This window comes from Kineococcus sp. G2, assembly GCF_037154035.1.
Taxonomy (GTDB): domain Bacteria; phylum Actinomycetota; class Actinomycetes; order Actinomycetales; family Kineococcaceae; genus Kineococcus.
The window spans coordinates 21,755-44,188 of record NZ_JBBBEM010000113.1; the positions used below are offsets into that span (position 1 = coordinate 21,755).

General features: G+C 76.1%; 21 protein-coding genes. 7 read left to right on the forward strand and 14 right to left on the reverse strand.

Annotated features, from left to right (window positions below):
* Positions 1–3 precede the first annotated feature (3 nt).
* The 5 genes from V9U69_RS15960 to V9U69_RS15980 all read right to left on the reverse strand — a co-directional run bounded on the left by V9U69_RS15960 (position 4) and on the right by V9U69_RS15980 (position 4,693).
* Positions 4–822, reverse strand: coding sequence for a CheR family methyltransferase (locus tag V9U69_RS15960; RefSeq protein WP_337062840.1), 819 nt, complete (start codon positions 820–822; stop codon positions 4–6).
* 1 nt (position 823) lies between these two features.
* The gene (locus tag V9U69_RS15965; RefSeq protein ID WP_337062841.1) at positions 824–2,068 is read right to left on the reverse strand and encodes a protein-glutamate methylesterase/protein-glutamine glutaminase; all 1,245 of its coding nucleotides are present in this window, start codon (positions 2,066–2,068) and stop codon (positions 824–826) included.
* Positions 2,069–2,270: 202 nt separating this feature from the next.
* Entirely contained in the window at positions 2,271–3,017 is a 747-nt protein-coding gene (locus tag V9U69_RS15970) for a YcnI family copper-binding membrane protein (RefSeq protein WP_337062842.1), read from the reverse strand.
* Between the two features lie 19 nt (positions 3,018–3,036).
* Positions 3,037–3,648: a hypothetical protein gene (locus tag V9U69_RS15975; RefSeq protein WP_337062843.1), complete on the reverse strand. Its 612-nt coding sequence runs from the start codon at positions 3,646–3,648 to the stop codon at positions 3,037–3,039.
* Positions 3,649–3,763: 115 nt separating this feature from the next.
* Positions 3,764–4,693, reverse strand: a complete 930-nt coding sequence (locus tag V9U69_RS15980; protein WP_337062844.1) for a hypothetical protein — start codon at positions 4,691–4,693, stop codon at positions 3,764–3,766.
* A 217-nt stretch (positions 4,694–4,910) separates the two neighbouring features.
* Between V9U69_RS15980 and V9U69_RS15985 the strand changes: the two genes are divergently transcribed.
* Together V9U69_RS15985 and V9U69_RS15990 are read left to right on the forward strand one after the other, a co-directional pair.
* A complete protein-coding gene (locus V9U69_RS15985; RefSeq protein ID WP_337062845.1) occupies positions 4,911–5,906 on the forward strand; it encodes a hypothetical protein in 996 nt (331 codons plus the stop codon).
* Positions 5,907–5,915: 9 nt separating this feature from the next.
* The gene (locus V9U69_RS15990) at positions 5,916–6,773 is read left to right on the forward strand and encodes a hypothetical protein (RefSeq protein ID WP_337062846.1); all 858 of its coding nucleotides are present in this window, start codon (positions 5,916–5,918) and stop codon (positions 6,771–6,773) included.
* An 86-nt stretch (positions 6,774–6,859) separates the two neighbouring features.
* Here V9U69_RS15990 and V9U69_RS15995 read toward each other — a convergent pair whose 3' ends face one another.
* The 6 genes from V9U69_RS15995 to V9U69_RS16020 all read right to left on the reverse strand — a co-directional run bounded on the left by V9U69_RS15995 (position 6,860) and on the right by V9U69_RS16020 (position 14,519).
* Positions 6,860–7,297, reverse strand: coding sequence for a chemotaxis protein CheW (locus V9U69_RS15995; RefSeq protein WP_337062847.1), 438 nt, complete (start codon positions 7,295–7,297; stop codon positions 6,860–6,862).
* Between the two features lies 1 nt (position 7,298).
* Positions 7,299–9,728, reverse strand: a complete 2,430-nt coding sequence (locus V9U69_RS16000; protein WP_337062848.1) for a chemotaxis protein CheA — start codon at positions 9,726–9,728, stop codon at positions 7,299–7,301.
* 181 nt (positions 9,729–9,909) lie between these two features.
* Positions 9,910–10,539, reverse strand: coding sequence for a GTP-binding protein (locus tag V9U69_RS16005; protein WP_442907790.1), 630 nt, complete (start codon positions 10,537–10,539; stop codon positions 9,910–9,912).
* Positions 10,520–10,912, reverse strand: a complete 393-nt coding sequence (locus tag V9U69_RS16010) for a DUF742 domain-containing protein (RefSeq protein WP_337062850.1) — start codon at positions 10,910–10,912, stop codon at positions 10,520–10,522. The genes V9U69_RS16005 and V9U69_RS16010 overlap by 20 nt, the downstream gene beginning before the upstream one ends.
* Before the next feature lie 7 nt (positions 10,913–10,919).
* On the reverse strand, positions 10,920–11,366 hold the full coding sequence (locus V9U69_RS16015; RefSeq protein ID WP_337062851.1) for a roadblock/LC7 domain-containing protein: 447 nt from the start codon (positions 11,364–11,366) through the stop codon (positions 10,920–10,922).
* Positions 11,367–11,504: 138 nt separating this feature from the next.
* Positions 11,505–14,519 (reverse strand): sensor histidine kinase, encoded by a 3,015-nt coding sequence (locus V9U69_RS16020; RefSeq protein ID WP_337062852.1) that lies wholly within the window; start codon positions 14,517–14,519, stop codon positions 11,505–11,507.
* A gap of 175 nt (positions 14,520–14,694) precedes the next feature.
* Here V9U69_RS16020 and V9U69_RS16025 point away from each other — a divergent pair, with 175 nt between their 5' ends.
* The 3 genes from V9U69_RS16025 to V9U69_RS16035 are packed head-to-tail and all read left to right on the forward strand — an operon-like array spanning position 14,695 to position 18,095.
* Entirely contained in the window at positions 14,695–15,345 is a 651-nt protein-coding gene (locus V9U69_RS16025) for an NTP transferase domain-containing protein (RefSeq protein ID WP_337062853.1), read from the forward strand.
* Positions 15,346–15,354: 9 nt separating this feature from the next.
* Positions 15,355–16,347: an NAD(P)H-quinone oxidoreductase gene (locus tag V9U69_RS16030; protein ID WP_337062854.1), complete on the forward strand. Its 993-nt coding sequence runs from the start codon at positions 15,355–15,357 to the stop codon at positions 16,345–16,347.
* Positions 16,344–18,095, forward strand: coding sequence for a glycoside hydrolase family 15 protein (locus V9U69_RS16035; protein WP_337062855.1), 1,752 nt, complete (start codon positions 16,344–16,346; stop codon positions 18,093–18,095). The genes V9U69_RS16030 and V9U69_RS16035 overlap by 4 nt, the downstream gene beginning before the upstream one ends.
* Before the next feature lie 19 nt (positions 18,096–18,114).
* On the opposite strand, the gene V9U69_RS16040 is transcribed toward V9U69_RS16035, so the two are convergent.
* Positions 18,115–18,852 carry a hypothetical protein gene (locus tag V9U69_RS16040; protein WP_337062856.1) on the reverse strand — a complete coding sequence of 246 codons (738 nt, stop codon included), beginning with the start codon at positions 18,850–18,852 and terminating at the stop codon, positions 18,115–18,117.
* A 202-nt stretch (positions 18,853–19,054) separates the two neighbouring features.
* On the opposite strand from V9U69_RS16040, the gene V9U69_RS16045 reads away from it, so the two are divergent.
* The gene (locus V9U69_RS16045; RefSeq protein WP_337062857.1) at positions 19,055–20,023 is read left to right on the forward strand and encodes an aldo/keto reductase; all 969 of its coding nucleotides are present in this window, start codon (positions 19,055–19,057) and stop codon (positions 20,021–20,023) included.
* Here V9U69_RS16045 and V9U69_RS16050 read toward each other — a convergent pair.
* Positions 20,020–20,373, reverse strand: coding sequence for a DUF6578 domain-containing protein (locus V9U69_RS16050; RefSeq protein WP_337062858.1), 354 nt, complete (start codon positions 20,371–20,373; stop codon positions 20,020–20,022). The two genes, V9U69_RS16045 and V9U69_RS16050, sit on opposite strands and share 4 nt — an antisense overlap.
* A gap of 463 nt (positions 20,374–20,836) precedes the next feature.
* Here V9U69_RS16050 and V9U69_RS16055 point away from each other — a divergent pair, with 463 nt between their 5' ends.
* Positions 20,837–21,100 carry a hypothetical protein gene (locus V9U69_RS16055; protein ID WP_337062859.1) on the forward strand — a complete coding sequence of 88 codons (264 nt, stop codon included), beginning with the start codon at positions 20,837–20,839 and terminating at the stop codon, positions 21,098–21,100.
* Between the two features lie 249 nt (positions 21,101–21,349).
* Here the strand turns inward: V9U69_RS16055 and V9U69_RS16060 are convergent, their stop codons facing one another.
* The gene (locus V9U69_RS16060; protein ID WP_337062860.1) at positions 21,350–22,312 is read right to left on the reverse strand and encodes a sugar-binding transcriptional regulator; all 963 of its coding nucleotides are present in this window, start codon (positions 22,310–22,312) and stop codon (positions 21,350–21,352) included.
* Between the last annotated feature and the right edge of the window lie 122 nt (positions 22,313–22,434).

Consider the following 22,434-nt stretch of genomic DNA (forward strand, 5'->3'; position numbering starts at 1 on the left):
CTCTCAGTTCTTGGGGCGGTGGACGGAGACCCGTCCGATCAGTTGCCGTTCCCAGTTGTCGTCGACGCCCAGGGTGGTTTCAGCACCTCCCAGGAAGAGGTACCCGTCGGGCCGGAGCACGCGCCGCACCCGGCCGAGGATGTCCCGCTTCGTGGCGAGGTCGAAGTAGATGAGCACGTTGCGCAGGAACACCACGTCGAACTGCCCGAGCGCGGCGTAGCTGCTGGTGAGGTTCAGCTGCTGGAACCTCACCATCTGGCGGATGTTCGCGTTCACCTGCCAGTTCATGCCGGCCCGCGTGAAGTGCCGGACGAGCAGGGGGGCGGGCAGGCCGCGGTTGACCTCCAGCTGCGAGTACGTCCCGGCCTTGGCCTTCTCCAGGACCTCGGTGGACAGGTCCGTCGCCAGGATCTCCGCGCGCCAGCCCTCGGCGAGCACGGAGTCGTGCAGCCCGATCGCCAGGCTGTACGCCTCCTGACCGGTGGAGGAGGCGGCGGACCAGATCCGCAGCGAACGGGTGGTGGCGCGCGACTGCTTCAGCGCCGGGACCACCGTCGTGGAGAACGCCTGGAACGGGGCCCCGTCGCGGTACCACGAGGTCTCGTTCGTGGTCAGCGCCTCGACGATCGCCACCTGCGTCCTGCGGTCGGGACGCAGGCGCACCCCGTCGACGTAGGCGTTGACGTCCGCCGCGCCGGCCGCGCGGGCCAGCGGGACGAGCCGCGACTCGACGAGGTACTCCTTGCCCTTCTCCAGGACGATCGCGCTCTCCTTGCGGACGAGCGTGCAGACCCACTCGAAAGCCGTGGGGGTCAGTGCCATGTCACCACCTGCCAGTAGTGGGTCGGGCCGCAGCAGCGGCGGTGCGGGCCGCCGGCGCTGACGCCGGCGGCAGGGCGCCCGGACGGACCGCGGAGAGGGCGGAACCGGTGGTGCGCTGAGCGGTGAGGGACGTCGCCGGCAGCGCGGGGACGCGTGCGGACGCGGTCTGCCGCGCACCGCCGAGGCGGCGCAGCAGGGCGTCGGGGATGGCGCTGAGCGGCAGCACCTCGTCGGCGATGCCCTCGCGGGCGACCGCACCCGGCATCCCCCACACGACGGAGGTGGCCTCGTCCTGCACGACGACCTGACCGCCGGCGTCCGCGACGGCCCTGCAGCCGAGCTTCCCGTCCGAGCCCATGCCGGTGAGGATGAGCGCGAGGAGGTCACCGCCGAACGCCGCGACGGCCGAGCGCACCATGACGTCGACGGCGGGTCGGCAGAAGTTCTCCGGCGGGCCCTGGTGCAGCTTCACGGCCAGGCCCGCGCCGCGGCGCACGACCTCCATGTGGAAGTCGCCGGGGGCGACGTAGACGGTGCCGGCCTGGACGTCCTGCCCGTCGGTGGCCTCGACGACGGTCAGGGCGCTGACCTTGTCGAGGCGCTGCGCGTACAGGCGGGTGAACACCGGCGGCATGTGCTGGGTGACGAGCACGGGCACGCCGATGCCGGCGGGGATCTTCGCCAGCACGCTGGAGAGGGCCTCGGGGCCACCGGTGGAGGAGCCGACGACGAGCGCCCGCGGGGTGCGGGCGGGCGCGGTGCGGGTGCGCACGGCGACGGGCGCGGCGGGGACGGCGGGTGCGGCGAGCCGGGGGGCGAGGGCCGCCGGGGCGCCACCGGGCACCAGCGCCTTGATCTTGGGGATGAGCTGGACGCGCACCGACTCCATGGACTCGTTGACGCTGCCCACGTTGGCGGGCTTGGTCACGTAGTCGGACGCGCCGGAGGACAGCGCCTCCAGGGTGGCGCTGGCGCCGCGCTCGGTGAGCGTGGAGAACATCACGACGGGGAGCCGGCGGTCGATGCGCCGGATCTCCTTGATCGTCTGCAGGCCGTCCATGACGGGCATCTCGATGTCGAGGGTGACCGCGTCCGGCTTCAGCTGCTGGATCTTCTCGAGGGCGATCCTGCCGTTGCCGGCGGTGCCGACGACCTCGATGGCGGGGTCCCCGGCGAGGACGTCGGTGACGATGCGCCGGACGACGACGGAGTCGTCCACGACCAGGACGCGGATCCTCTCGCGCACGCTGCACCGACCTCTCGCTCGGGCCGCCCCGGTGGGCGGCTCCCTCATCCATCGGCGCGAGCGGCGAAACCTTGAACCGCGTCCCGGACCGGGTGCGCCGGGACGACGGGCGCAGCGGGACGCCCCGGGCCCCCACCCCGCTCACCCCCGCGGTGATCAAGGAAGTGGCAACTTCCTTGATCACCGCGGGGTGGGGCGGGGGTCAGCGGGCGGCGGGGCGGCGGCGCAGCAGCGCCACCACGAGGGCGGCCGCCCCCAGCACGAGGCCGGCGGCGCCGAGGGCGCGGGCCGCCCCGTCCCCGCCGTCCACCACCGCGACGGCCTCGCCGTCCGGGGCAGCGGCCGCCTCCGCGCCGGTGCCGGTGGTGGCGGCCGCGTGGTGGTCGCCCTGCGCGGCGGTCACCGTGAACTCCGGCGCGGGACTGGCCGGCTCCTCGGCGCCCGCGTCGGCGACCTGCGACCAGTCGGCCACCTCCCCGTCGGCGTACGTCTGCACCGCCGGCAGCACCACGCGGGTGCCGGCCTCCGGCAGCGGGCCGACCTGCAGGCCGAACTCCTGGAACTGGCCGACGCCGATGCCGGCGGTCCCCGGGTCGGCGGTCCAGGTGACGTTCAGCGGCGCCTCGGTGATCGTCGCGCCGCCGACCTCGACGGGCTCGGGCAGCGCCCCCTCCTGCACGGTGGCCGTCCAGCCGGGGACGGGTTCGACGGCGACGTGGGTGAACGGCGTGCCGGTGGGCAGGTCGACGCTCAGCGAGGTGGTGGCGGCCGTGTCGGACTCGTTGGGCACGCGCAGCGTCACGACGCTGTACGAGCCGGCGGCGGTGCTGTCGGGCAGGGCCCGCACGTGGGCGGACGCGGGCAGCGCCGAGGTGAGCACGAGGGCGGCGGCGCCGGCGGCGGGCAGCAGCAGGCGCGCGGGCAGGGTGGAGCGCTGGGTGGAGCTCATCGGGTTCCTCCGGGGTGGTTCAGCGGGTGGTCGTGGCGGGGACGGACCCCGCCGGGGGACCACGGCGCGCCACCCGGCGCGCGACCACGGAGCGCGGGCGCACCGCAACGAGGACCGGCACGGGCCGCACCGGCAGCAGCACCGGCACCCGCAGGACCGCGAGCACCACGGCCCGCAGCGGCTGCAGCCACGACCACAGCGACCACACGGCCCGTTCACCGCGGGCCAGCACACCGGCGGCGGCGGCGGTCGCGGCGGCGTGGGCGAGCAGCATCGGCAGCGGCGAGCCGCCGTCGGGCGCGTGGGTCAGCGCCTGCGCGGCCAGCGGCACCCACTCCTGGTGGTGCCCGTGGGAGGGCACGGCGACGGTGTCGGCGGCGAAGGTGCGCAGGGCGGTGTGCAGGAGGACCTGCCCACCGCCGAGGGCGGCCAGCAGGGCGGGCGCGGACAGGCGCCGGCCGGTCAGGACGTGGGCGCCGCAGCCGGTGAGCGCGGCCAGGGCCAGCAGCACCAGGACGGGCGGCAGCTGCTCGCCGCCGGCGACGTGCGCGCCCGCGGCCAGGGCCACGACGGCCAGCGCCACGACCCCCGCCCGGACCAGGCGCACCGCACCTCGGGCCGGCGACTGCACGGCGGCACCGTACCCGCCGCACCCGTGCACCCCGCCCACTCCCCCGCGGTGATCAAGGAAGTTGCCACTTCCTTGATCACCGCGGGGTGGGGGGGTGCCGGAGGGGGACGGAGGGTCAGGCCTCGCCGAAGGCGGCCACCCAGGGGCGCAGCAGCACCGCGCGCGTGTCGCCGGACAGCAGGTCGGCCACCACCTCGGCGTGCACGACCCCGCTGACGACGTTCCACAAGCCCCCGGCGCCGTCCGCCGCGTCCAGCCCCCCGGCGCGGAAGGCCCGCACCGCCAGCAGCTGCGCGGCCGCCGCGGTGCGCACCCGTCCCGACAGGTGCACCGCCCAGGAGGCGTCGTGCACGGCGCTCGCCCACTCGCCCCCACCGGCCCGGTGCGTGTCGGCGACCGCGCGCAGGCACGCCCGGTCGGTGCCGTCCAGCCGCGCCAGCCGTTCCAGCACCCGGCGCACCCCCGCCTGCTCCTCCCCCAGGCCCTCCGGCACCGACGGCAGCGGCGCCAGGTCCCGCGCGGCGTGCAGGTAGGGGCTGGCCAGGACCCGGCGCACCCCGTCGGGCAGCCGGTCGCCGAGGTAGGCGGACACGGCCGCGTCGGCGAGGACGTCCGCGGCACGGCCGGCGGTCTCCGTGCGCAGGCGGGGCCCGCCGTCCAGCGGGGCGCTCCACGTCCAGTCGAGGACGTCGTGGTGCACCAGGCGCACCAGCGCGTCCGCGTCGGCGATCGTGGAGCCCTGCAGCACGCGCACCACCCCCGCCTCCACGCGCGGGCCGCTGACCTCGTCGGTGAACGCGCCCGCCGCCAGGCCGTCGGCGACCTGGCCCAGCAGGTCGGTGATCTGCGGGACCGACCGCGCGGCCTCGCGCACCGAGCGCCACGCCCGCGCCCGCACGTCCGGGTCGTGCTGCGCGGCGAGCACGTCCAGCTCGCGGGGACCGCTGCCCAGGGCGCGCAGCAGGACCTCCGCGGCGGAGTCGCCCGCGGGCAGGCGCACCAGGTCGAAGCCGAGCACCGGCGAGCTCACGAGCGAGTAGTGCATGGGGGTCGCCTCCCGGCTGCCGCGGCGACGCCGCCCGGCCGGGTGGCGCCCGACCACCCTGGACCGGGTGGCCTGCCGCCACCCTGACACCGCGTATCGGCCTCCACCACGCGCCGTCACACGTACGGGTGTGTCGGGCCCGCCGGGCGGGTCACGCAGCGCGGTCGCGCTGCTCCGTCGGGGGGACGCCGGCACGCGCGCGCCGTAACGTCGAGCCATGGCGGGCTGGGACGTGCAGCACGGGCCGGACGGCGAGCGCCCGGAGCCCGGGGAGCAGCGCGAGCACGGCGGGGACGGACCAGACGGGGACGGACCCGGCGGGGACGGACCAGACGGGGACGGACCCGGCGGGGACGGACCAGACGGGGACGGACCCGGCGGGGACCGGGCCGCCTGGCTGCTCGTGCTGGCACCGGCCCTCCCGCTGCTGCCGGCGGCGGAGAGCTGCCGCAGGTTCCTGACCGGCGCCCGCGACCGCGAGCACTTCGGGTGGCGCACCGGCGAGGGGTTCGCCGGTCCCGGCGACGACGAGGTCGTGCTGGGGCTGACGGACCGGTGGCCGGTGATGCTCGACGCGATCCCGGTGAGCACGGCGCTGCTGGCGTCGGTGGTGGGCCTGCTGGCCGTGACGGGCGCGGTGCTGGCGGGACGGCCGGGGTGGCCGGCACCCGGGCGGGTGCAGCGGCGGGCCGGTGCGGCGGTGGCGGCGCTGGTGGCGCTGGCGGCGCTGGGACTGGCGGCCGGGTCGCTGGCCACGGTGTCCCGCTCCGGGCAGCTGGACGAGGAGCTGCCGTACTTCGTCCTGGACACGTGGGGGTGGCTGGAGGCGAGCGTGCCGCTGGGCACCGCGGCGCTGGCCGCCGTGCTGGCGGTGGCGTGCGGGGCGGTGCTGCTGCGCCCGCCCCCCTCCCCCACCGAGGCCGCCACCGCGTCCCCCGCCGAGACCCCCGCCGCGCCCTCCGCCGAGGTCCCCGCCGCGTCCCCCACCGCGTCCTCCGCCGAGGCCCCCGCCGGGCGAGTGCCGCCGCGCCCCGCCCCGGTGGCGACCGGCCCGGAGCAGGGACCACCGCCCCCGGCGCGGCCGGGGGAGCACGGGGACGCCACCGCGGCGGCCCCGGGTGGCCCGCCGCGGCTGCGGGCGGAGGACCGCGCCCTGTACCGCCGCCCGCCGCGGGTTCCCGGAGCACCCCCGGACGGCGGCGCACCGCACTAGCGTCGTGGCGTGGCTGATCGCGACGTCCCCACCGGGGCGGCTCCCCCGCCCGCCGCTCCGCCCCGGCACCCGGCCCGGCGCTCGGCGTCGTGGGCGGGCTGGGCGCTGACCGCGGCGGCGGCGGCCCCGACGGTGCTGGCGGTCGAGGCGGCCCGCCGCGTGCTGGACGGTTCCCTGGACACCGTGTTCGGGCTGGTGGACCCCTCGACGGGGCTGCTGGCCGCGGTGCAGGGGGTGGTGCGCCCGACGACGGCGCAGCTGCTGACGGAGCGCTGGTCGCTGCTGTGGCAGGTGCAGCCGCCGCACCTGCCGCTGCTGGCGGGGGCGCTGGGGACGGTGGTGCTCGCGGCCCTGGTGGTGGCGGGCCGCCCGGCGGCGCTGGTGCCGCGCGCGGTGGCGCGGTGGGCCGCGGCCGCGATCGCGGCGGGCACGGCGCTGGCGGCCCTCGCGGCGCTGGCCGGGTTCGCCGCCCAGGCCGCCGAGCTGCTGCCGCGGGGGGCGTGGCAGGTGGGGACGCCGTTCACCGCGCACGCCGGCACGGTCGGCGTGCTGGTGCTGACGGCCGCCCTGGCCGCCGCGTCGGCGTTCGCGCTGCTGCGCGGGCCGGGCGCCGGCGCGGAGCGCGGGGACGACGGGGACCCCGCGGCGGACGGCGGCCAGGACGCTCCTCCCGGCGCGGCGCGCGGGGACGCCGAGGACTCCCCCGCCGACCGCGCGGGCCCGGCGCCCGGGCGCGAGCCGGTGGGCCCGCGCGCCGGGGCGCCCGCCGCACCGGCGCCGGACGCGGCGACGAGCGGGGGCCGGGGGCTCGACGGCGTGCCGCGCGTGCCGCAGGACGAGCTGGCCCTGTACCGCCGCCCCCGCTGACGGCCCGCAGCGGGGCCGGGAACGCAGCGGGGCCGGGAACGCAGCGGGGCCGCCACCGCGTGCGGTGGGGGGCCCGGGCGGGCGCGTCAGGCCGTGAGCGCGCCCTCGATCTCCAGCGCCTTGTCGACGTCGAGGACGAGCAGCAGCGCGTCGTCGAGCTTGTAGGCGCCGCGGATCAGTTCGCGGATCGGGCCGGACAGCGTGTCCGGCGGCGGCTCGAAGGTCGCGTCGGCGGCCTCGATGACCCCGCCGATCGAGTCGACCAGCAGGCTCCAGACCTCCTCGGCGGCGCGGACCACGACGTTCATCGCGGCCTGCCCCTCGGCGCGGTCGGGCATCCCGAGCCGGCGGCGCAGGTCCAGGGCGGTGACGACCTGGCCGCGCAGGTTGATCAGGCCGGCGACCGCGCGGGGCGCCAGCGGGGCGGGCGTGCGGGGCTGCTCGGTGAGCACCTCCTGCACGCGTCGGACCTCCACGCCGAACAGGTGGCCGGCGAGGGTGAAGGTTGCGTACTGCGTCGACATCTCAGACCCCCAGTCGAGAGGAAGCGGCGGCGAACTCGTTCTGAGCCTGCTCGGAGAAGAAGTGCGGGTCGGCCGCGAGGATCGCCGACCGGACGTCCAGCAGCTCGGTGACGCGGTCGCGGATGACCGCGGAACCGACCAGGCCGGCGTCGTCGATGTCGCTGCGCGCGTCCTGGCCGGAGACGATGTCGACGATCTCGTCGACGACGATCGCGACGGAGCGGCCGCGCGCCGAGTACACGACGCCCGGCAGCGCGGTGAGCTCCGGCTCGTCGAAGCCGCGCATGCTGCCCAGGTGGTTGGACAGGCGCACCAGCGGCAGGATCTCGCCGCGGTAGCGGACGACCTCGCGGCGCCCGACGCGCTCGATGGACTCGGTCTTGAACTCCTCCAGGCGCGTGACGACGTCCAGCGGGATCGCGACCCGGCGGTCGTCGCCCAGGCCGACGACCAGCAGGCGCTGGCCCTCGCCGGTGGCGGCGGCGGTGGTGGCGGCCTCGGCGGCCACGTGCTCCAGGCCGTCGGCGCGCATGGTGCGGCGCGCCAGCGACTGCACGTCGAGGATGAGGGAGACGCGCCCGTCGCCGGCGATGGTGGCGCCGGCGTAGGTGCCGATCGCCTTCAGCACGCCGGAGAGCGGCTTGACGACGATCTCCTCGGTGTCCAGGACGCGGTCGACGACGAGGCCGAACCGGCGGCCGTCGCACTCCAGCACGGCGATGACGAGCTTGTCGGAGACCTCCACGCCGGCGGGGCGCTTCAGCTCCAGCACCTCCTCCAGCCGGATCAGCGGCAGCAGCGCACCGCGCAGGCGGTACACCTTCGCGCCGCCGACGTCCTCGATGGCCTTGGCCATGCGCTCGGCGTCCAGGCTGACCAGCTCCAGCAGGTTCACCTGCGGCATGGCGTAGCGCTGCCCGGCGCACTCGACGGTCAGGGCGGGCACGATCGCCAGGGTCAGCGGGATCCGCAGCCGCCAGGTGGTGCCGGCGCCGGGAGTGGACTCGACGTCGACGGAACCGCCGATGCGCTCGATGTTGGTCTTGACGACGTCCATGCCGACGCCGCGACCGGAGACGTTGGTGACCTTCGCGGCGGTGGAGAAGCCGGGCAGGAACAGGAACTGCAGGATGTCGCTGCTGGTGAGGTTCTCCAGGCGGGCGGCGGTGACCAGGCCCTTCTCGACGGCCTTGGCGCCGATGACGGCCGGGTCGATGCCCTTGCCGTCGTCGCGGACCTCGACGACGACCTGGCCGCCCTCGTGGGCGGCGCGCAGCTTCAGGGTGCCGACCTCGTTCTTGCCCGCGGCGCGGCGCACGTCCGGCGGCTCGATGCCGTGGTCGACGGCGTTGCGGACGATGTGGGTCAGCGGGTCCTTGACCGCCTCCAGCAGGGTGCGGTCGAGCTCGGTGTCACCGCCCTCCATCTCCAGCTTGATCTTGCGGCCGAGCATGTTGCCGAGGTCGCGCACGACGCGCGGCAGCTTGGCCCAGACGTGGTCGATGGCCTGCATGCGGGTCCGCATGACGGACTCCTGCATCTCGCTGGCGACGAGGTTCAGGCGGTGGCAGGCGCGGGTGAGCTCCTCGTCGCGCAGCCCGGAGGCGCGCTGGAGGATCTGGTTGCGGGCGAGGACGAGCTCGCCGGCCTGGCGGACCAGGGACTCCAGCAGCTCGACGTCCACGCGGATGGTGGCCTCGACGGCGGACGCCTTCTCGGAACCGCCGCCGGCGGGGGCGGTGGGCGCCGCGGGGGCGGCAGCGGGGGCCGGTGCGGCGGGGACCTCGGCGACCGGTGCGGGCGCCTCGACCACCACGGGTTCGGCCACGGGCTCGACCACCACGGGCTCGACCACCACGGGCTCGACCACCACGGGCTCGGCCACCACCGGCTCGGCCACCACGGGGGCCTCCGCCACGGGCGCCTCCTCGGCGGGGGCCTCCTGCTCGGCGACCTCCACCGCGGGCGCGGGGGCCTCGGCGGGCGCGGGGGCCTCGGTGGAGACCTCAACGCCGGCACCGTCGGCGGGCGGCAGCACCGGCTCCTCGCCGTCCAGGACGGCGCGGATCGCGGCGACGACCTGGTCGACCTCGACGGACGCCTCGGCGCCGTTCTCCTCGATGGAGGTGAGCAGCGCGCGGATGGTGTCCACCATGCGCAGCAGCACGTCGGTGCTGGTGGGGGTCATGACCAGCTGCCCGTCGCGCAGGCGGGCCAGGAGGTTCTCGCCGACGTGCGCGACGGACTCCAGGCGGGAGAAGGCCAGGAAGCCGCTCGTGCCCTTGATCGTGTGGATCGTGCGGAAGACGCTGGCCAGCAGCTCGCGGCTGCCGGGCTGCTGCTCCAGCGCGACGAGGTCGGAGTCCAGCTGGTCCAGGTTCTCGTAGCTCTCGACCAGGAATTCCTGGACGATCTCGTCCATGTCGTCCATGCGGTTCCGCTCCGGATCTCGCGACGGGGTGGTCTGCGGCGCTCCGGCTCCGTGGCCGGCTCGTCGTGGTGGTGCCTGACTCACCCATCGGCACCGGCGGCCGGGAACTGAAACGCCGCGGGCCGGCACCCCTGCGTGGGGTGCCGGCCCGCGGCGTCGGGACGGCCGGCCGACGGCCTGCTCAGGCGGCGTTGAGGCGGGCCAGCGCGGTCTGCACGAGCGTGATGAGGCTGTGCTTGGTCGCGGCCTTGCTGCGCGCGTCGGTGTAGACGAGCGGCACGTGGTCCGGCACCGCGAGCGCCTCGCGCACGGAGTCCAGGTCGTGCTGGGCGACGCCGTCGAAGCAGTTGACCGCGACGACGAAGGGGATGCCGCGGGACTCGAAGTAGTCCACGGCGGGGAAGCACTGGTCGAGGCGGTCGGTGTCGACCAGCACGACCGCGCCGATGGCGCCCTTGACCAGGTCGTCCCACATGAACAGGAAGCGGTCCTGGCCGGGGGTGCCGAACAGGTACAGCCACAGGTTGCCCGGCAGGGCGATGCGGCCGAAGTCCATGGCGACGGTGGTGGAGGTCTTGCGGTCCGAGTTCAGGCCGGCGTCGTCGACGCCGACCGAGTGCTCGGTCATGGCCGCCTCGGTGCGCAGCGGCTCGATGTCGGAGATGGACCCGATGAAGGTCGTCTTCCCGACGGCGAACCCGCCGGCCACGACGATCTTGACGACGGTGGGCGGGGCGGTGGGCTCCGTGGCGGTCCCCCCGGCAGCGACGCCTGGCGCGGGGGTGCTCACGTCAGAGCGAGGAAATGCCATTGAGAACACTCTCCAGGACGCTGATGGTGGTCGCGGGTTGGGGGGACGTGGCCAGGGTGAGGCCGTGGACGCGGATCTTCCCGGAGGCGGCGAGGTCGCTCACCACGACGCGGACGACGCCGACCGGGAGGTGCACGTGGGCGGACAGTTCCGCGATCGACAGGTAGGACGTCCTGGTGAGCTCCAGGATCCTGCGCCGCTCGGGGGTCATGCCGATCTCCGGCTCCCCCAGGGCCTCCACGAGCGCCTCGACCGGCAGGTCGCTGTTCGTGGGGCGAGTTCGCCCACCGGTGACCGTGTACGGCCGGACGGTGAACTCCTCGGCGTCCTCGTCGTCGTCGGACCAGAGGTCCGCGCTGCCTGCTGCTGTCATGTCGCTGTCACCACCGGGCGCCGGCCGGCGAGGAGGTGGGCAGCGAGGCCCGCATCTCCGAGACCAGCTGCGGGGTCAGGACGGTCTCGAAGCGCTGCACCAGCATGGCCATCTCGTAGCCGATGAGGCCGACGTCGCAGCCGGACTCGGCGGACACGGCGAGCACGGACCCGTCGGAGACGTTCACCAGGAAGAAGAACGAGTCGTCCATCTCGATGATGGCCTGGCGCACCTCGCCGGACTCCAGCTGGCGGGCGGCGCCGCGGGCGAGGCTGGAGACGCCGGAGACGATCGCGGCGAGCTGGTCGCCGGCCTCGCGGTGCAGGTGGTCGGACATGGCCATGAGCAGGCCGTCGGCGGACACGACCACGGTGTGCTGCACACCGGGCGTGCTGCGGACGAAGTTGTCGAGGAGCCAGCTGAAGTCGGCGGCCTCGGAGCTAAGCGCGGTCACAGTGGGGTTCCTCTTCTCGGAGTGGTCCGTACGTTCGCCGTGCGGTCGGGGTGGTGATCGGGGTGGGCATGGGGGTGGTGCGGACGGGCGGGTGCCCCCCCGCGTCCCGCGGCTCCCGGTCGGGAGCCGCGGGAACTCTCAGGCGCCGTCACGGGCGTCCCCGCCGTCGGGACGGGCGGCCGGGGGCGCGTCGCCCTCGGCGCGGCCGCGGGACACGCCGGCCTGGAAGCCGGACAGCATCGAGCGGACGTCCGCGGGGGCGCGGCGCTGGCGGGCGGCCGCCGGCCGGGCGGGAACCGCCGGCTTGGCCGCGGCCGGCGTGGCGCCGGCCTGCCGGCGCACCAGCGGTGCGGAGCCGCCACCCATCGACGGGCTGAAGGCCTGGCCGTCGGTGAGCGCGGAGAGGGCCTCCGCGGCGAGCGCGTTGCGCTGGCGCAGCGTGTCCCCGACGGTGCGCGCCACCGGGGCCGCCACCGGGGCCGCCACCGGGGCCGGGGCCGGCGCCTCGGGGGCGAGCACCTCGGGCGAGGGCGCGGGGGCGGGGACGAACGGCGTCGCCTCGGCGGGCGCGGCGGCGGTCTCCCGCGGGGCCGCGGGCGCGGTCTGCTCAGGAACCGGAGCCGGGGCGGGGCGCTCCTCGCCCCGGGGCTCCGCCCCGCGACGGCGGGAGGTCCAGAAGGCCTCGGCCGCCGTCTTGGGCGGGGTGGCGGAGTCGCGCACCGGGCGGGGCTTGCGGCCGGCGCGGGGCAGGATGTCCTGCGCCGCGGTCAGCGTGGCGGGAGCCTCCGCCTTGCGCTCGCGCTTGGGCATCACCGGGGCCGCGCCCGCCGCGGGGGCGGGGGCGGACACCGGCCGCCAGGCCGGCTCGGCCGCCACCGGGGCCGCCGGGGCCGCCGCGCGGGCCTCGTCCGCCCCTGCGCCGCGGGTGGGCTTGCGGCGGGTGGGCAGGCTGCGGCCGGTGCCGCTGACCTGCGGTGCGGGGGCGGCGACGCCGGCCTCGCCGGCCGCACGGGCGGCCGACTCCTCCAGCGTGGCCGACAGCGCTCCGCCGACGCCGTCCGCGGCCAGCGGGTTGGCGACGATCGAGTCGGGACCGGTGGTCACCGGCTCGGCCGGCGGCAGGACGATCGCCGCAGCCGGTGCGGCCGCGGGCTCGGCAGCCGGTGCGGCCGCGGGCTCGGCGGCCGGCAGGGCCGCGGGCTCGGCGGCCGGCAGGGCCGCGGTGGCCGCCGCGGGAGCGAGGTCGGGGACCTCCGCGGAGACGCTGCCGGGAGTGAAGACCGCCGGCCCGAGCAGCACGGTGACCGTGGTGCCCGCGCCCTCGCCGGAGCGGAAGTCGACCTCGAGGTCCAGGCGGGCGGCCAGGCGGCCCACCACGTAGAAGCCGAGGCGCTGCGCGCCGACGAACTCGCTGGCGCGGCCGCCGGCGATGCGCTCGCGGGCGGTGCGCAGCTCCTCCTCGTTCATGCCGAGGCCGGTGTCGGTGATCGCCACCTCGATGCCGCGGGCGCTCTCGCTGGTGGCGACGACGACGCGGGTGCCGGGGTCGGAGAACGTGGTGGCGTTCTCCAGCAGCTCGGCGAGCAGGTGCGACAGGGACAGCGCCAGGTGGCCGACGACCGGGGGGTCCACCTGCAGCGACAGGTCGACGCGGTCGTAGTGCTCGATCTCGCCGGCCGCGGTGCGGATGACGTCCGACAGCGGCAGCGGGCGGCGCAGTCGGCGCCCGGTGTTGATGCCGGCCAGGACCAGCAGGGACTCGGCGTTGCGCCGCATCCGGGTCGCCAGGTGGTCGAGGGTGAAGAGGTCCTCGAGGGTGTCGGGGTTCTCCTCGGTGCGCTCCAGCTGGTCCAGGAAGGACAGCTGGCGGGCCAGCAGCGCCTGGTCGCGGCGGGCGACGTTGATGAACATCTCGGCGATGGAGGCGCGCAGGGCGGCCTGCTCACCGGCGATGCGGAACGTGGTCTCGTTCAGGTCGTTGATGACGTGCGCGACCTGGCCGATCTCGTCGGTGCTGGTGACGGTCAGCGGGGTGAACTCCACGCCCGGGCCCTCGCCCGGGGTCTGCATGCGCTCCACCATGCGGGGCAGCTCGTCGCGCACCTCGGTGGCGGCGGCGGACAGGGCGCGCAGGCGGGTGCCGATGCTGCGGGCGGTGCGCACGCCGAGGACGACGGCGGCGACGAACACCAGGAGGCTGCCGACGGTGATGAGCAGGACGTTGCGCAGCGCGGCGCCGGCACGCTGCTCCGCGGTCGCGGCGGCGGCGGCACCGATCTCGTCGGCGGCCACGTGGTAGGCGTCGATGAGGGCCTGCGAGTGCGCGGTCCAGTCCTCCTCGCTCAGGCTGGGCGAGCCGGAGATGGCGGCGGCGAACAGGTTGCGGTCCTGGTTGACGAACGCCTGGGCCGCGGTGGCCTTCGACGTGGACAGCGCGTCGTCGAGCAGGGCGGCGCCCTCGCCGTCGAGACGGCCGCGCACCTGCGCGCCGAAGTACTCCTGCTGGCCGATCGAGTTCAGGCGCAGGTTGCGCACCTCGGTGCCGGCGGTGCCGCGCAGCACCATCAGGCCGGCCAGCTGCTCCTGGGAGATCTGGTCGATCTCGCGGAACAGGTACCCGGTGGCGGCCAGGCGGGCCGCCAGGTCGCGGGTCGGGGAGTCGTCGGCGACGGCGATCGTCAGGTCGGCGACGGCGCCGTAGACCTCGTTGTAGAGCTCGAAGACGTTCAGCGGGGTGGTGCGCAGGTCGTCCACGGCCGCGCGCAGCTGCGGCAGCGTGCTGTAGGCGGCAGCGGTGAGGTTCTCCACCGCGACGGCCTTGGTGCCCTCGTCGAACTCGACACCGGACTCCTCGGCGGCCGCCGTCGAGGCCAGCATGGTGGCGTCGGTGGTGGCGCGGGCCGCGTCGACCCGCGCCTTCAGGTCGTCGCTCGGCACCGTCACGTACTGGACGGTGAGCAGGCGCTCCTCCTGGACGGCGTGCAGGACCGCGTCGTACTCCTCGAAGATCCCGACGTAGTTCGCCAGGTCGCGCTCGTCGTCCGCCTCCAGGATGGAGTCGGTGTCGATGGCAGCGACGGCGCTCATGAGGAGCAGCAGTGGTACCGCGAGGAGGATCAGCAGCTTCGCTCTGATGCTCAGGTTCCGCAGCATGGCAACCTTCCGTAAGCGATGGTGAGCGGTGAGGTGGCTCACCGGTGCTCGAGCAGACGTCTGTCAGATCGGGTGGTGGGGAGCCGAGGGTGAGCGGGCGGGGGTGGAACCGCCCGTTCGGACCACCGGTGGACGGCGTGTCGACTGGAGGACGGGCGTGCGGGGAACTCCGGCGGTGCCGCGACCGGCGGACGCGGTGGTGGTGGTGCTGGCCGGTGGTGGCGGCACGCGGTTCGCGGAGCGCGCCGCGGGCGCCGACAAGCTCGCGGCCCCCCTGGGCTCGAGCGACGTGCTGCGGCACCTGCTGGCGCGGCTGACGCCGTGCTGGCCGGTGGTGCTCGTGGGGCCGGACCGGGTCGCCGGGGTGCCGGCGGTGCGGGAGGAGCCGCCGGGTGGTGGGCCGCTGGCCGGGTTCGCCGCCGGGCTGGCCGCGCTGGACGCCGGCGTCGCGCCCGGGGTGGGGTCCGGCTGGCCGGTGGTGCTGCTGGGCGGGGACCAGCCGTTCGCGGCGGCGGCGGTCCCGCGGCTGCTGGCGGCGCTGGCGGACGGCGGTGCGGACGCGGTGGTGGGGGTGGACGGCTCGGGGCGGCGCCAGCCGCTGCTGTCGGCGTACCGGCGCGCGCACGCCAGGGCCGTTGTGGCGGCGCTGCCCGGCGTGGTGGGCCGGCCCGTGCGCGAGCTGCTCGGCGCGCGCGCCGCGCGGGTGGTGGAGGTGCCGCTGGAGGCGCACGAGCACCTGGACGTGGACGTGCCGGAGGACCTGGCGCGGGCGCGGGCGCTGCTGGCCGCCGGCGGTGCGGGGGCGGGCGGGGCGCCCCGGACGTAGTGTCGCGGCGTGCGCGCCGTGACCGTGGAGGAACCCGGGGGCCCGGAGGCCCTGCACCTGGTGGAGCTGCCCGACCCGGAGCCGGGGCCCGGTGAGGTGGTCGTCGAGGTGGTCGCGGCGGGTGTGAACCGCGCCGACGTGGTGCAGCGGCTGGGCCGCTACCCGTCCCCGCCGGGTTCGCCGCCGCACCCGGGCCTGGAGGTGTCGGGCCGGGTCGCCGCCCTCGGCGAGGGGGTGACCGGCTGGCGGGTGGGCGAGGAGGTGTGCGCGCTGCTGGGCGGCGGCGGGTACGCCGAGCGGGTCGCGGTGCCGGCCGGTCAGCTGCTGCCGGTGCCGGCGGGCGTGGACCTGGTGGACGCCGCAGCGCTGCCGGAGGTGGCGTGCACGGTGTGGTCCAACGTGTTCACGCTGGCGGGGCTGCGGCCCGGCGAGCTGCTGCTGGTGCACGGCGGTTCCAGCGGCATCGGGACGATGGCGGTGCAGCTGGCGCGGGCGGTGGGCGCCCGGGTGGCGGTGACGGCCGGGTCGGCGGAGAAGCTGGCCCGCTGCGCGGAGCTGGGCGCGCAGCTGGGCGTGAACTACCGCGAGGACGACTTCGCCGAGGCGGTGCGGGCGTTCGAGCCGGCCGGGGCGGACGTCGTCCTCGACGTGGTGGGGGGACCGTACCTGGGGCGCAACGTCGACGTCCTCGCCACGGGCGGGCGCCTCGTCGTCATCGGCACGCAGGGCGGTGCCCGCGCGGAGCTGGACCTGGGGCGGCTGCTCGCCAAGCGCGGCTCGGTGCACGCCACGACGCTGCGCTCGCGCCCGGCGGCGGAGAAGGCGGCGATCGTCGCCGGCGTGCGCGACCACGTGTGGCCGCTGGTGGCCGACGGCGCGGTGCGGCCGGTGGTGCACGAGCGGTTCCCGCTGGCCGAGGCGGCCCGCGCGCACGAGGTGATGGAGTCCTCCGCCCACGTCGGCAAGCTGCTGCTGACCACCGGGGCGCGGGGCGCGGCGTGACGCCGGAGGACCTGGCGGCGCGGTTCCCGCCGCAGGTCCTGCGCGACTACGCGCTCGTGGCGGACGGCGCGCGCGGCGCGGTGGTCGGCCCGCGCGGGGACGTGGTGTGGATGTGCGCCCCGGACTGGCACGACGACGCGGTGTTCGCCTCCCTGCTGGGCGGGCGCGGGCTGTTCGCGGTGACGCCGTCGCACCCGTTCGTCTGGGGCGGCTGGTACGAGGAGGGCACCCTCGTCTTCCGGCACCGCTGGACCAGTCGCGGCGACGGCACGGTGGAGTGCCTGGACGCGATGGCGATGCCGAGCGACCCGCACCGGGCGGTGCTGCTGCGGCAGGTGCGCGCCGTCGAGGGCGTGGCGGAGCTGGACGTGGTGCTGGACCTGCGCGCCCGGTTCGGGACCCGGGCGCTGCGGGACGTGCGCCGCGGCGACGACGGCCGGTGGACGGCCCGCACGGGCGGGCTGCGGGTGCGCCTGTCGGGCCTGCCCGACGCGACCGTCGACGGCGGGGTGCTCACCGGGCGGTTGCGGGTGCCGGCCGGCGGGTGCGTGGACCTGGTGCTGGAGGTGGGCGACGCGGAGCTGCCGGAGCCGGTGGACGCCGAGCGGGCGTGGTCGTCGACGATGCACACGTGGCGCTCGGCGGTGCCGGACATCGCGCACTCGGTGGCGCCGGTGGAGGCGCGGCACTCCTACGCGGTGATCCGCGGCCTGACGTCCGACGACGGCGGCATGGTGGCGGCGGCGACGACGTCGCTGCCCGAGCACGCCGACAACGGCCGCAGCTACGACTACCGGTACGCGTGGGTGCGCGACCAGTGCTACGCGGGACTGGCGATGGCGGCGTGCGGGGGCCCGTACCCGCTGTTCGACACGCTGGTGGCCTTCGTGGTGCAGCGGGTCCTCGAGGACGGCGACCACCTGGTGCCGGCGTACACGGTGCACGGCGCACCGGTGCCCCGCGAGCGCAGCACGGGCCTGCCGGGCTACCCGGGCGGCTGGGACGTCGTCGGCAACCACGTGCGCGAGCAGTTCCAGCTGGACGTGTTCGGCACGGTGCTGCAGCTGCTGGCCGCGGCGATCGGGCACGACCGGCTGGACGCCGACGGGTGGCGCGCGGTGGACGTGGCGGTGACGGCGGTCGAGCGTCGCTGGCGGGAACCCGAGGCGGGCATCTGGGAGCTGGAGCCGGACTGGTGGACGCACTCGCGGCTGGAGTGCGTGGCGGGGTTGCGCTCGATCGCGGCGGTGGCGCCGGCGCAGGACGCGGTGCGCACCGCCACGCTGGCGGACGCGATCCTGGCGGAGACGTCGCAGCGCTGCCTGCACCCGGACGAGGGGCGCTGGCAGCGCAGCCCGGGCCAGCCGGGGGTGGACGCGGCGCTGCTGCGCCCGGCGCTGCTGGGCGCCACCCCGCTGGACGACCCCAGGCACCGGGCCACGCTGACGGCGGTGCGGCGCGACCTGGTGGTGGACCACCACGTGTACCGCTACTCCCCCGACTCGATGCCGCTGGGCTCGACGGAGGGCGCGTTCCTGCTGTGCGGGTTCCTGGTGGCGGAGGCGCTGCACGCCGACGGGCAGCACGTGGAGGCGTTCCGGTTCTTCGAGCGCAACCGGGCCGCGTGCGGGCCGGCCGCGCTGCTGGCGGAGGAGTGGGACGTGCAGCAGCGGCAGCTGCGCGGGAACCTGCCGCAGGCGTTCGTGCACGCGGCCCTGCTGCACAGCTCGGTGCGCCTGGGCACCTGACCCCTGCCCCGCCCGCGGCTCACGCCACCGGGATGCTCAGCCGCAGGTCCACGTCGTCGGCGGTGCCGGTCAGGACGGTGAGCAGGTAGGTCCCGTCGGCGGGCAGCGGCACGTCCACCCGGTCCTGCACCTCGGTCATCGCGGTGTGCAGGGGGGTGCCGTCGGGGCCGACGAGGGTCCAGCGGGTGCCGGGCTCGGCGTGGCGGAGGGCGACCTGCGCGCTCTGCCCGGCGCGGGCGCCGAACGCGAGCTCGCGGGTGGCGCCGGCGGGCAGGTCGGCGTGCACGGTCGCGCTGGTGGCACCGGGGGCGAAGCGGACCGGGACCGGCAGCGCGAGGTCGAGGGTGTAGTCGGCCGCCCCGGTGGTCAGGACGTCGAGGGTGTACGCGCCGGTGGCGGGCAGGGTGAGCGAGCCGTCCTGGGCCTGGCCCATCTGCGTGCGCAGGGGGGTGCCGTCGGGGGCGGTGAGGGTCCAGCGGGTGCTGGGGTCACCGCTGGTGAGGTCCACGACGGCGGTCTGCCCCGCACGGGCCCGGAAGGTCCAGCTCTCGCGGCCGCCCTCGGTGAGGTGACCGGAGACGCTGCCGGACGTGGCGCCGGGAGTGAAGCGGAGGGGCGCGCCCGGCGCCGGGGTGCCGACGGTGCTGGAGGCCCTGCCGGCGGAGGCGGTGGCGGTGGCCCCGGCCGCGGTCCCGGTGGCGGTGAGGGCGGCGAGGGCCGCGGCGGCGACGGCGGTGGCGGTGGCGGTGCGGTTCACGAGGTGCTCCTCCGGTCGGGGGTGGTCCCGGGCGGGCGTGCCCTCCGAGGCCCTGACACCCCTCAGACGCGTGGCCCCCTGCATGCGTTGCACCGCGGCAATCGGATCTTCCGGCCGCACCCCGCCCCGGGCCGAGGGCGCCCGGCCCCTCCCGCCGCCGGCGGGGGGGGCGGACCGGGACGAGCGGGGGCAGGATCGCGGCATGGACTACGTGAAGCTCGGTTCCACCGGCCTGGAGGTCTCCCGGCTCTGCCTGGGCTGCATGAGCTACGGCGACCCCGAGCGCGGCGGGCACCCCTGGACGCTGCCGCAGGAGGACAGCGCCCCCTTCCTGCACCGGGCGCTGGACGCGGGCGTGAACTTCTTCGACACCGCCAACGTCTACTCGAACGGCTCCTCCGAGGAGATCCTCGGGGACGTCCTGCTCAAGGCGGTGCCGCGCCACGAGGTCGTCATCGCCACCAAGGTCCACGGGCGGATGCGCCCCGGCCCGAACGGCGCCGGCCTGTCCCGGCACGCGATCCTCACCGAGATCGACGCATCGCTGCGCCGCCTGGGCACCGACCACGTCGACCTCTACCAGATCCACCGCTGGGACCCCACGACCCCGGTCGAGGAGACCCTGGAGGCGCTGCACGACGTGGTGAAGGCCGGCAAGGCCCGCTACATCGGCGCCTCGTCGATGTGGGCGTGGCAGTTCGCCAAGGCCCTGCACCTGCAGGACGCGAACGGCTGGACGAGGTTCGCCACCATGCAGGACCACTACAACCTCCTCTACCGCGAGGAGGAGCGCGAGATGCTGCCGCTGTGCGCGGACGAGGGCGTCGGCGTCATCCCGTGGAGCCCGCTGGCGCGCGGGAAGCTCACCCGCGACTGGGACGCGGCGACGAACCGCTCGGAGAGGGACGAGTTCGGCAAGACGCTGTACCGCGACTCCGACGAGCGGATCGTGCAGGCGGTCGCACGGGTCGCCGAGCGCCGGGGTGTGCCGCGCGCGCAGGTGGCGCTGGCGTGGGTGGCGCGCAACCCCGTGGTGGTCGCCCCGATCGTCGGGGCGACGAAGCCGCACCACCTCGACGACGCCGTGGCTGCGCTGGAGCTGGAGCTGACCGACGAGGAGGTCGCCGAGCTGGAGGCGCCCTACGAGCCGCACGAGGTGGCCGGCTTCTAGCGGCCCGTGCGGACGGTGACGAGGAAGCCGGCGCTGTCCGAGGTGATCACCTCACCGGTCCAGGGGTCCTGCAGGTGCCCGTCGTCCTCGGGGTCGAAGCCCCGCAGGGCGCTGCCGCTGGGCACGCGGAGGATCGGCCTGATCGATCCACCGTCCCCGACGACGTGGATGTCGCTCACGCGCCCGTGGACCCGCTCGCCGGCCCCGAGGTCGTGGTGGCTCTCGACGAGCCGCACCCGGCCGTCCGGTTCCACGTGGCGGACGCAGTCGAAGGTGACGACGTCGTCGCGCTCGACGGCGGACCCGCAGCACTCGTGCTCCCAGCCACCCACCTCGACGACGACGTCCACGGTCACAACCGTGTCAGCTGGAGGCCGGTCGGTCGACACCGGTCGTGCGAGTCGGGGGATGCCGCCTGCGGTGAACGCTCGCAGATCGGCTACTCGCCGACCTCCTCCACGACGACGGCACGGTCGGGCTGGCGCCGAGGTGCCCGGCGTGACGCTCCGTTCGCGGCTGCCCACCCGCGGTCTGGGTGTGGCTCTGCCACGACGCGCGAAGCGTCGGGCACCGCTGGCGGGGAGCGGCTCAAGACCGAGACGGTCGACCGGATCCACCGCCTCGGAAGGAACCTCTGCGCAGGGCGCGGCATCTCAGCAGGCGGCTCGCGGCGCTGGGGCCCTGCTCCTCGCCCTCGTCAGCGCCTCCTGCTCCTGCGGTGGAAGGACGCCCCGGCCGCAGGTGGTGCCGAGCGGTCAGTGCCCCTCCGCCGACGCCGCGACCGCGGGCGCGGCCATCGACTGGGTCTCGTTCGTGGTGCTGAACGGCGTTCAGCACTCCCTGACCTCGCAGACGGTGGAGCCGACCGGCATCGCTGAGGAGGTGGGACGCGTGCAGTGCCGGATCGCCGGCACCGTCACCGACCCCTCCTTCGATCCACGTGATGGGGATGCTGCCCACCTGCCGCCCGGTACTCCGCTGCACGCGGTCTCCGGCCAGCCGGTGCAGGCTGCTGTCGCCGTCGAGCAGGACGGCTCGTGGCACCTCTACACCGCCGACGAAGGCACGTCGCCGTGATCGGCCGGCTGCCCGCAGTCGGACATCGGCAGGACCACGAGGTCGCCGACCGGCGGGGAAGCGGAACACCCAGCCGGATCGACCGTCGATCCCGGCCGCTCCGCGGGGTACGTGGGCGACCGCTTCGACGACGAGGCGAACTCCCTCGCGCCCTGCCGACCCGAGGATCGCCCGTGCTGCTCCGGGACGCCGGGCCGGGGTTCTCCACCCGGTCCGGCACACCCGCTCGGCGCGAGCGCTCCAGCACCGCTACGGCAGGTCCAGGACCTCCCGCGCCAGTTCGGTGTGGGTGACGAGGGTGGAGACCAGGCCGCTGCGCAGCACTGCGGCCGTGGCGGGGGCCCGGGCCGCCACCTCCCCGCAGGACATGGCGACCACGTCGCCGGCGCGGCGCAGCTGCTCACCGGTGACCCCGACCACCCGGTCGGCCAGCCCGGGGACCTCGGAGCCGTCGGCCCCGAGGAGGACCCCGGTGACCTCGGCGACGACACCGGCGCGCGCCAGGTGCGCGCCGGTGTCCGCGTCGAGGGAGTCCAGGGCGGTGGACTCCCCCTGCCGCCATGCACCGACGGAGACGACGGCACGGGTGAGGGTGTCGAGCTCGGCGAGCGCGTGCGCGATCTCCGGCTGGGAACGCAGGCTGTCGGCGGTGGCGGCGTCGGGGACGGCGAGGGGGGCGTAGAACGTGGCCGCGGTGGAGGCGGTGGCCTCGGCGGCGCGGCGCACGAGGTCGACGGCGCTGCCCTCCACGTCGGGGCGGGGCAGCGCCCCGGCGAGCTGCACGAAGCGGGTGCGCAGCGGTGCGGACAGCGCCGAGACGAGCTGCGAGACGGTGCGCCCCCACGCCAGGCCGACGACGTCCTCGGGTACGGCGGTCTCCTCCAGGAGCCCGGCGGTGAACTGCGCGACGGCGCGACGGCGGGCGGGGACGGAGTCGCCGTCGGGGCGCACCACGTAGGCGGCGCGCAGCCCGAAGCGGGTGCGCAGCGCCTCACCGAGCTCGCCGTCGACGGAGGGCGGGGCGAGCACGCGGATCTGCACGAGGCCCGCGTCAGCGGCCTCCGCGAGCAGCCGGGCCACCTTGAAGCGGCTGATCCCCAGGTCGCGGGCGATGTCGACCTTCGTCCGCCCCTCGATGTGGAAGCGCTGGGCCACGGCGGCGGCCAGGGCCAGCCCGCTGGTGGTCGATCCCCGCGCGAGCGCCTTCGTCATCGCGTCCTCCCCGTCGCCGCAGCGGGCCGCGCACGGGCGCGGCCGGTTGACAGCCCGTCATGATGAGCGTCACTATCGCACAGCTGAGAACTACCCGCTCACATGAGCGGGGTGGAGCACCA

Bases quoted from the DNA above. Each gene is read 5' to 3' on its own strand.
- V9U69_RS15960 (WP_337062840.1), bottom strand. From the start codon at position 822: ATGGCACTGACCCCCACGGCTTTCGAGTGGGTCTGCACGCTCGTCCGC.
- V9U69_RS15970 (WP_337062842.1), bottom strand. From the start codon at position 3,017: ATGAGCTCCACCCAGCGCTCCACCCTGCCCGCGCGCCTGCTGCTGCCC.
- V9U69_RS15980 (WP_337062844.1), bottom strand. From the start codon at position 4,693: ATGCACTACTCGCTCGTGAGCTCGCCGGTGCTCGGCTTCGACCTGGTG.
- V9U69_RS15985 (WP_337062845.1), top strand. From the start codon at position 4,911: ATGGCGGGCTGGGACGTGCAGCACGGGCCGGACGGCGAGCGCCCGGAG.
- V9U69_RS15995 (WP_337062847.1), bottom strand. From the start codon at position 7,297: ATGTCGACGCAGTACGCAACCTTCACCCTCGCCGGCCACCTGTTCGGC.
- V9U69_RS16000 (WP_337062848.1), bottom strand. From the start codon at position 9,728: ATGGACGACATGGACGAGATCGTCCAGGAATTCCTGGTCGAGAGCTAC.
- V9U69_RS16005 (WP_442907790.1), bottom strand. From the start codon at position 10,539: ATGGCATTTCCTCGCTCTGACGTGAGCACCCCCGCGCCAGGCGTCGCT.
- V9U69_RS16010 (WP_337062850.1), bottom strand. From the start codon at position 10,912: ATGACAGCAGCAGGCAGCGCGGACCTCTGGTCCGACGACGACGAGGAC.
- V9U69_RS16020 (WP_337062852.1), bottom strand. From the start codon at position 14,519: ATGCTGCGGAACCTGAGCATCAGAGCGAAGCTGCTGATCCTCCTCGCG.
- V9U69_RS16045 (WP_337062857.1), top strand. From the start codon at position 19,055: ATGGACTACGTGAAGCTCGGTTCCACCGGCCTGGAGGTCTCCCGGCTC.
- V9U69_RS16060 (WP_337062860.1), bottom strand. From the start codon at position 22,312: ATGACGAAGGCGCTCGCGCGGGGATCGACCACCAGCGGGCTGGCCCTG.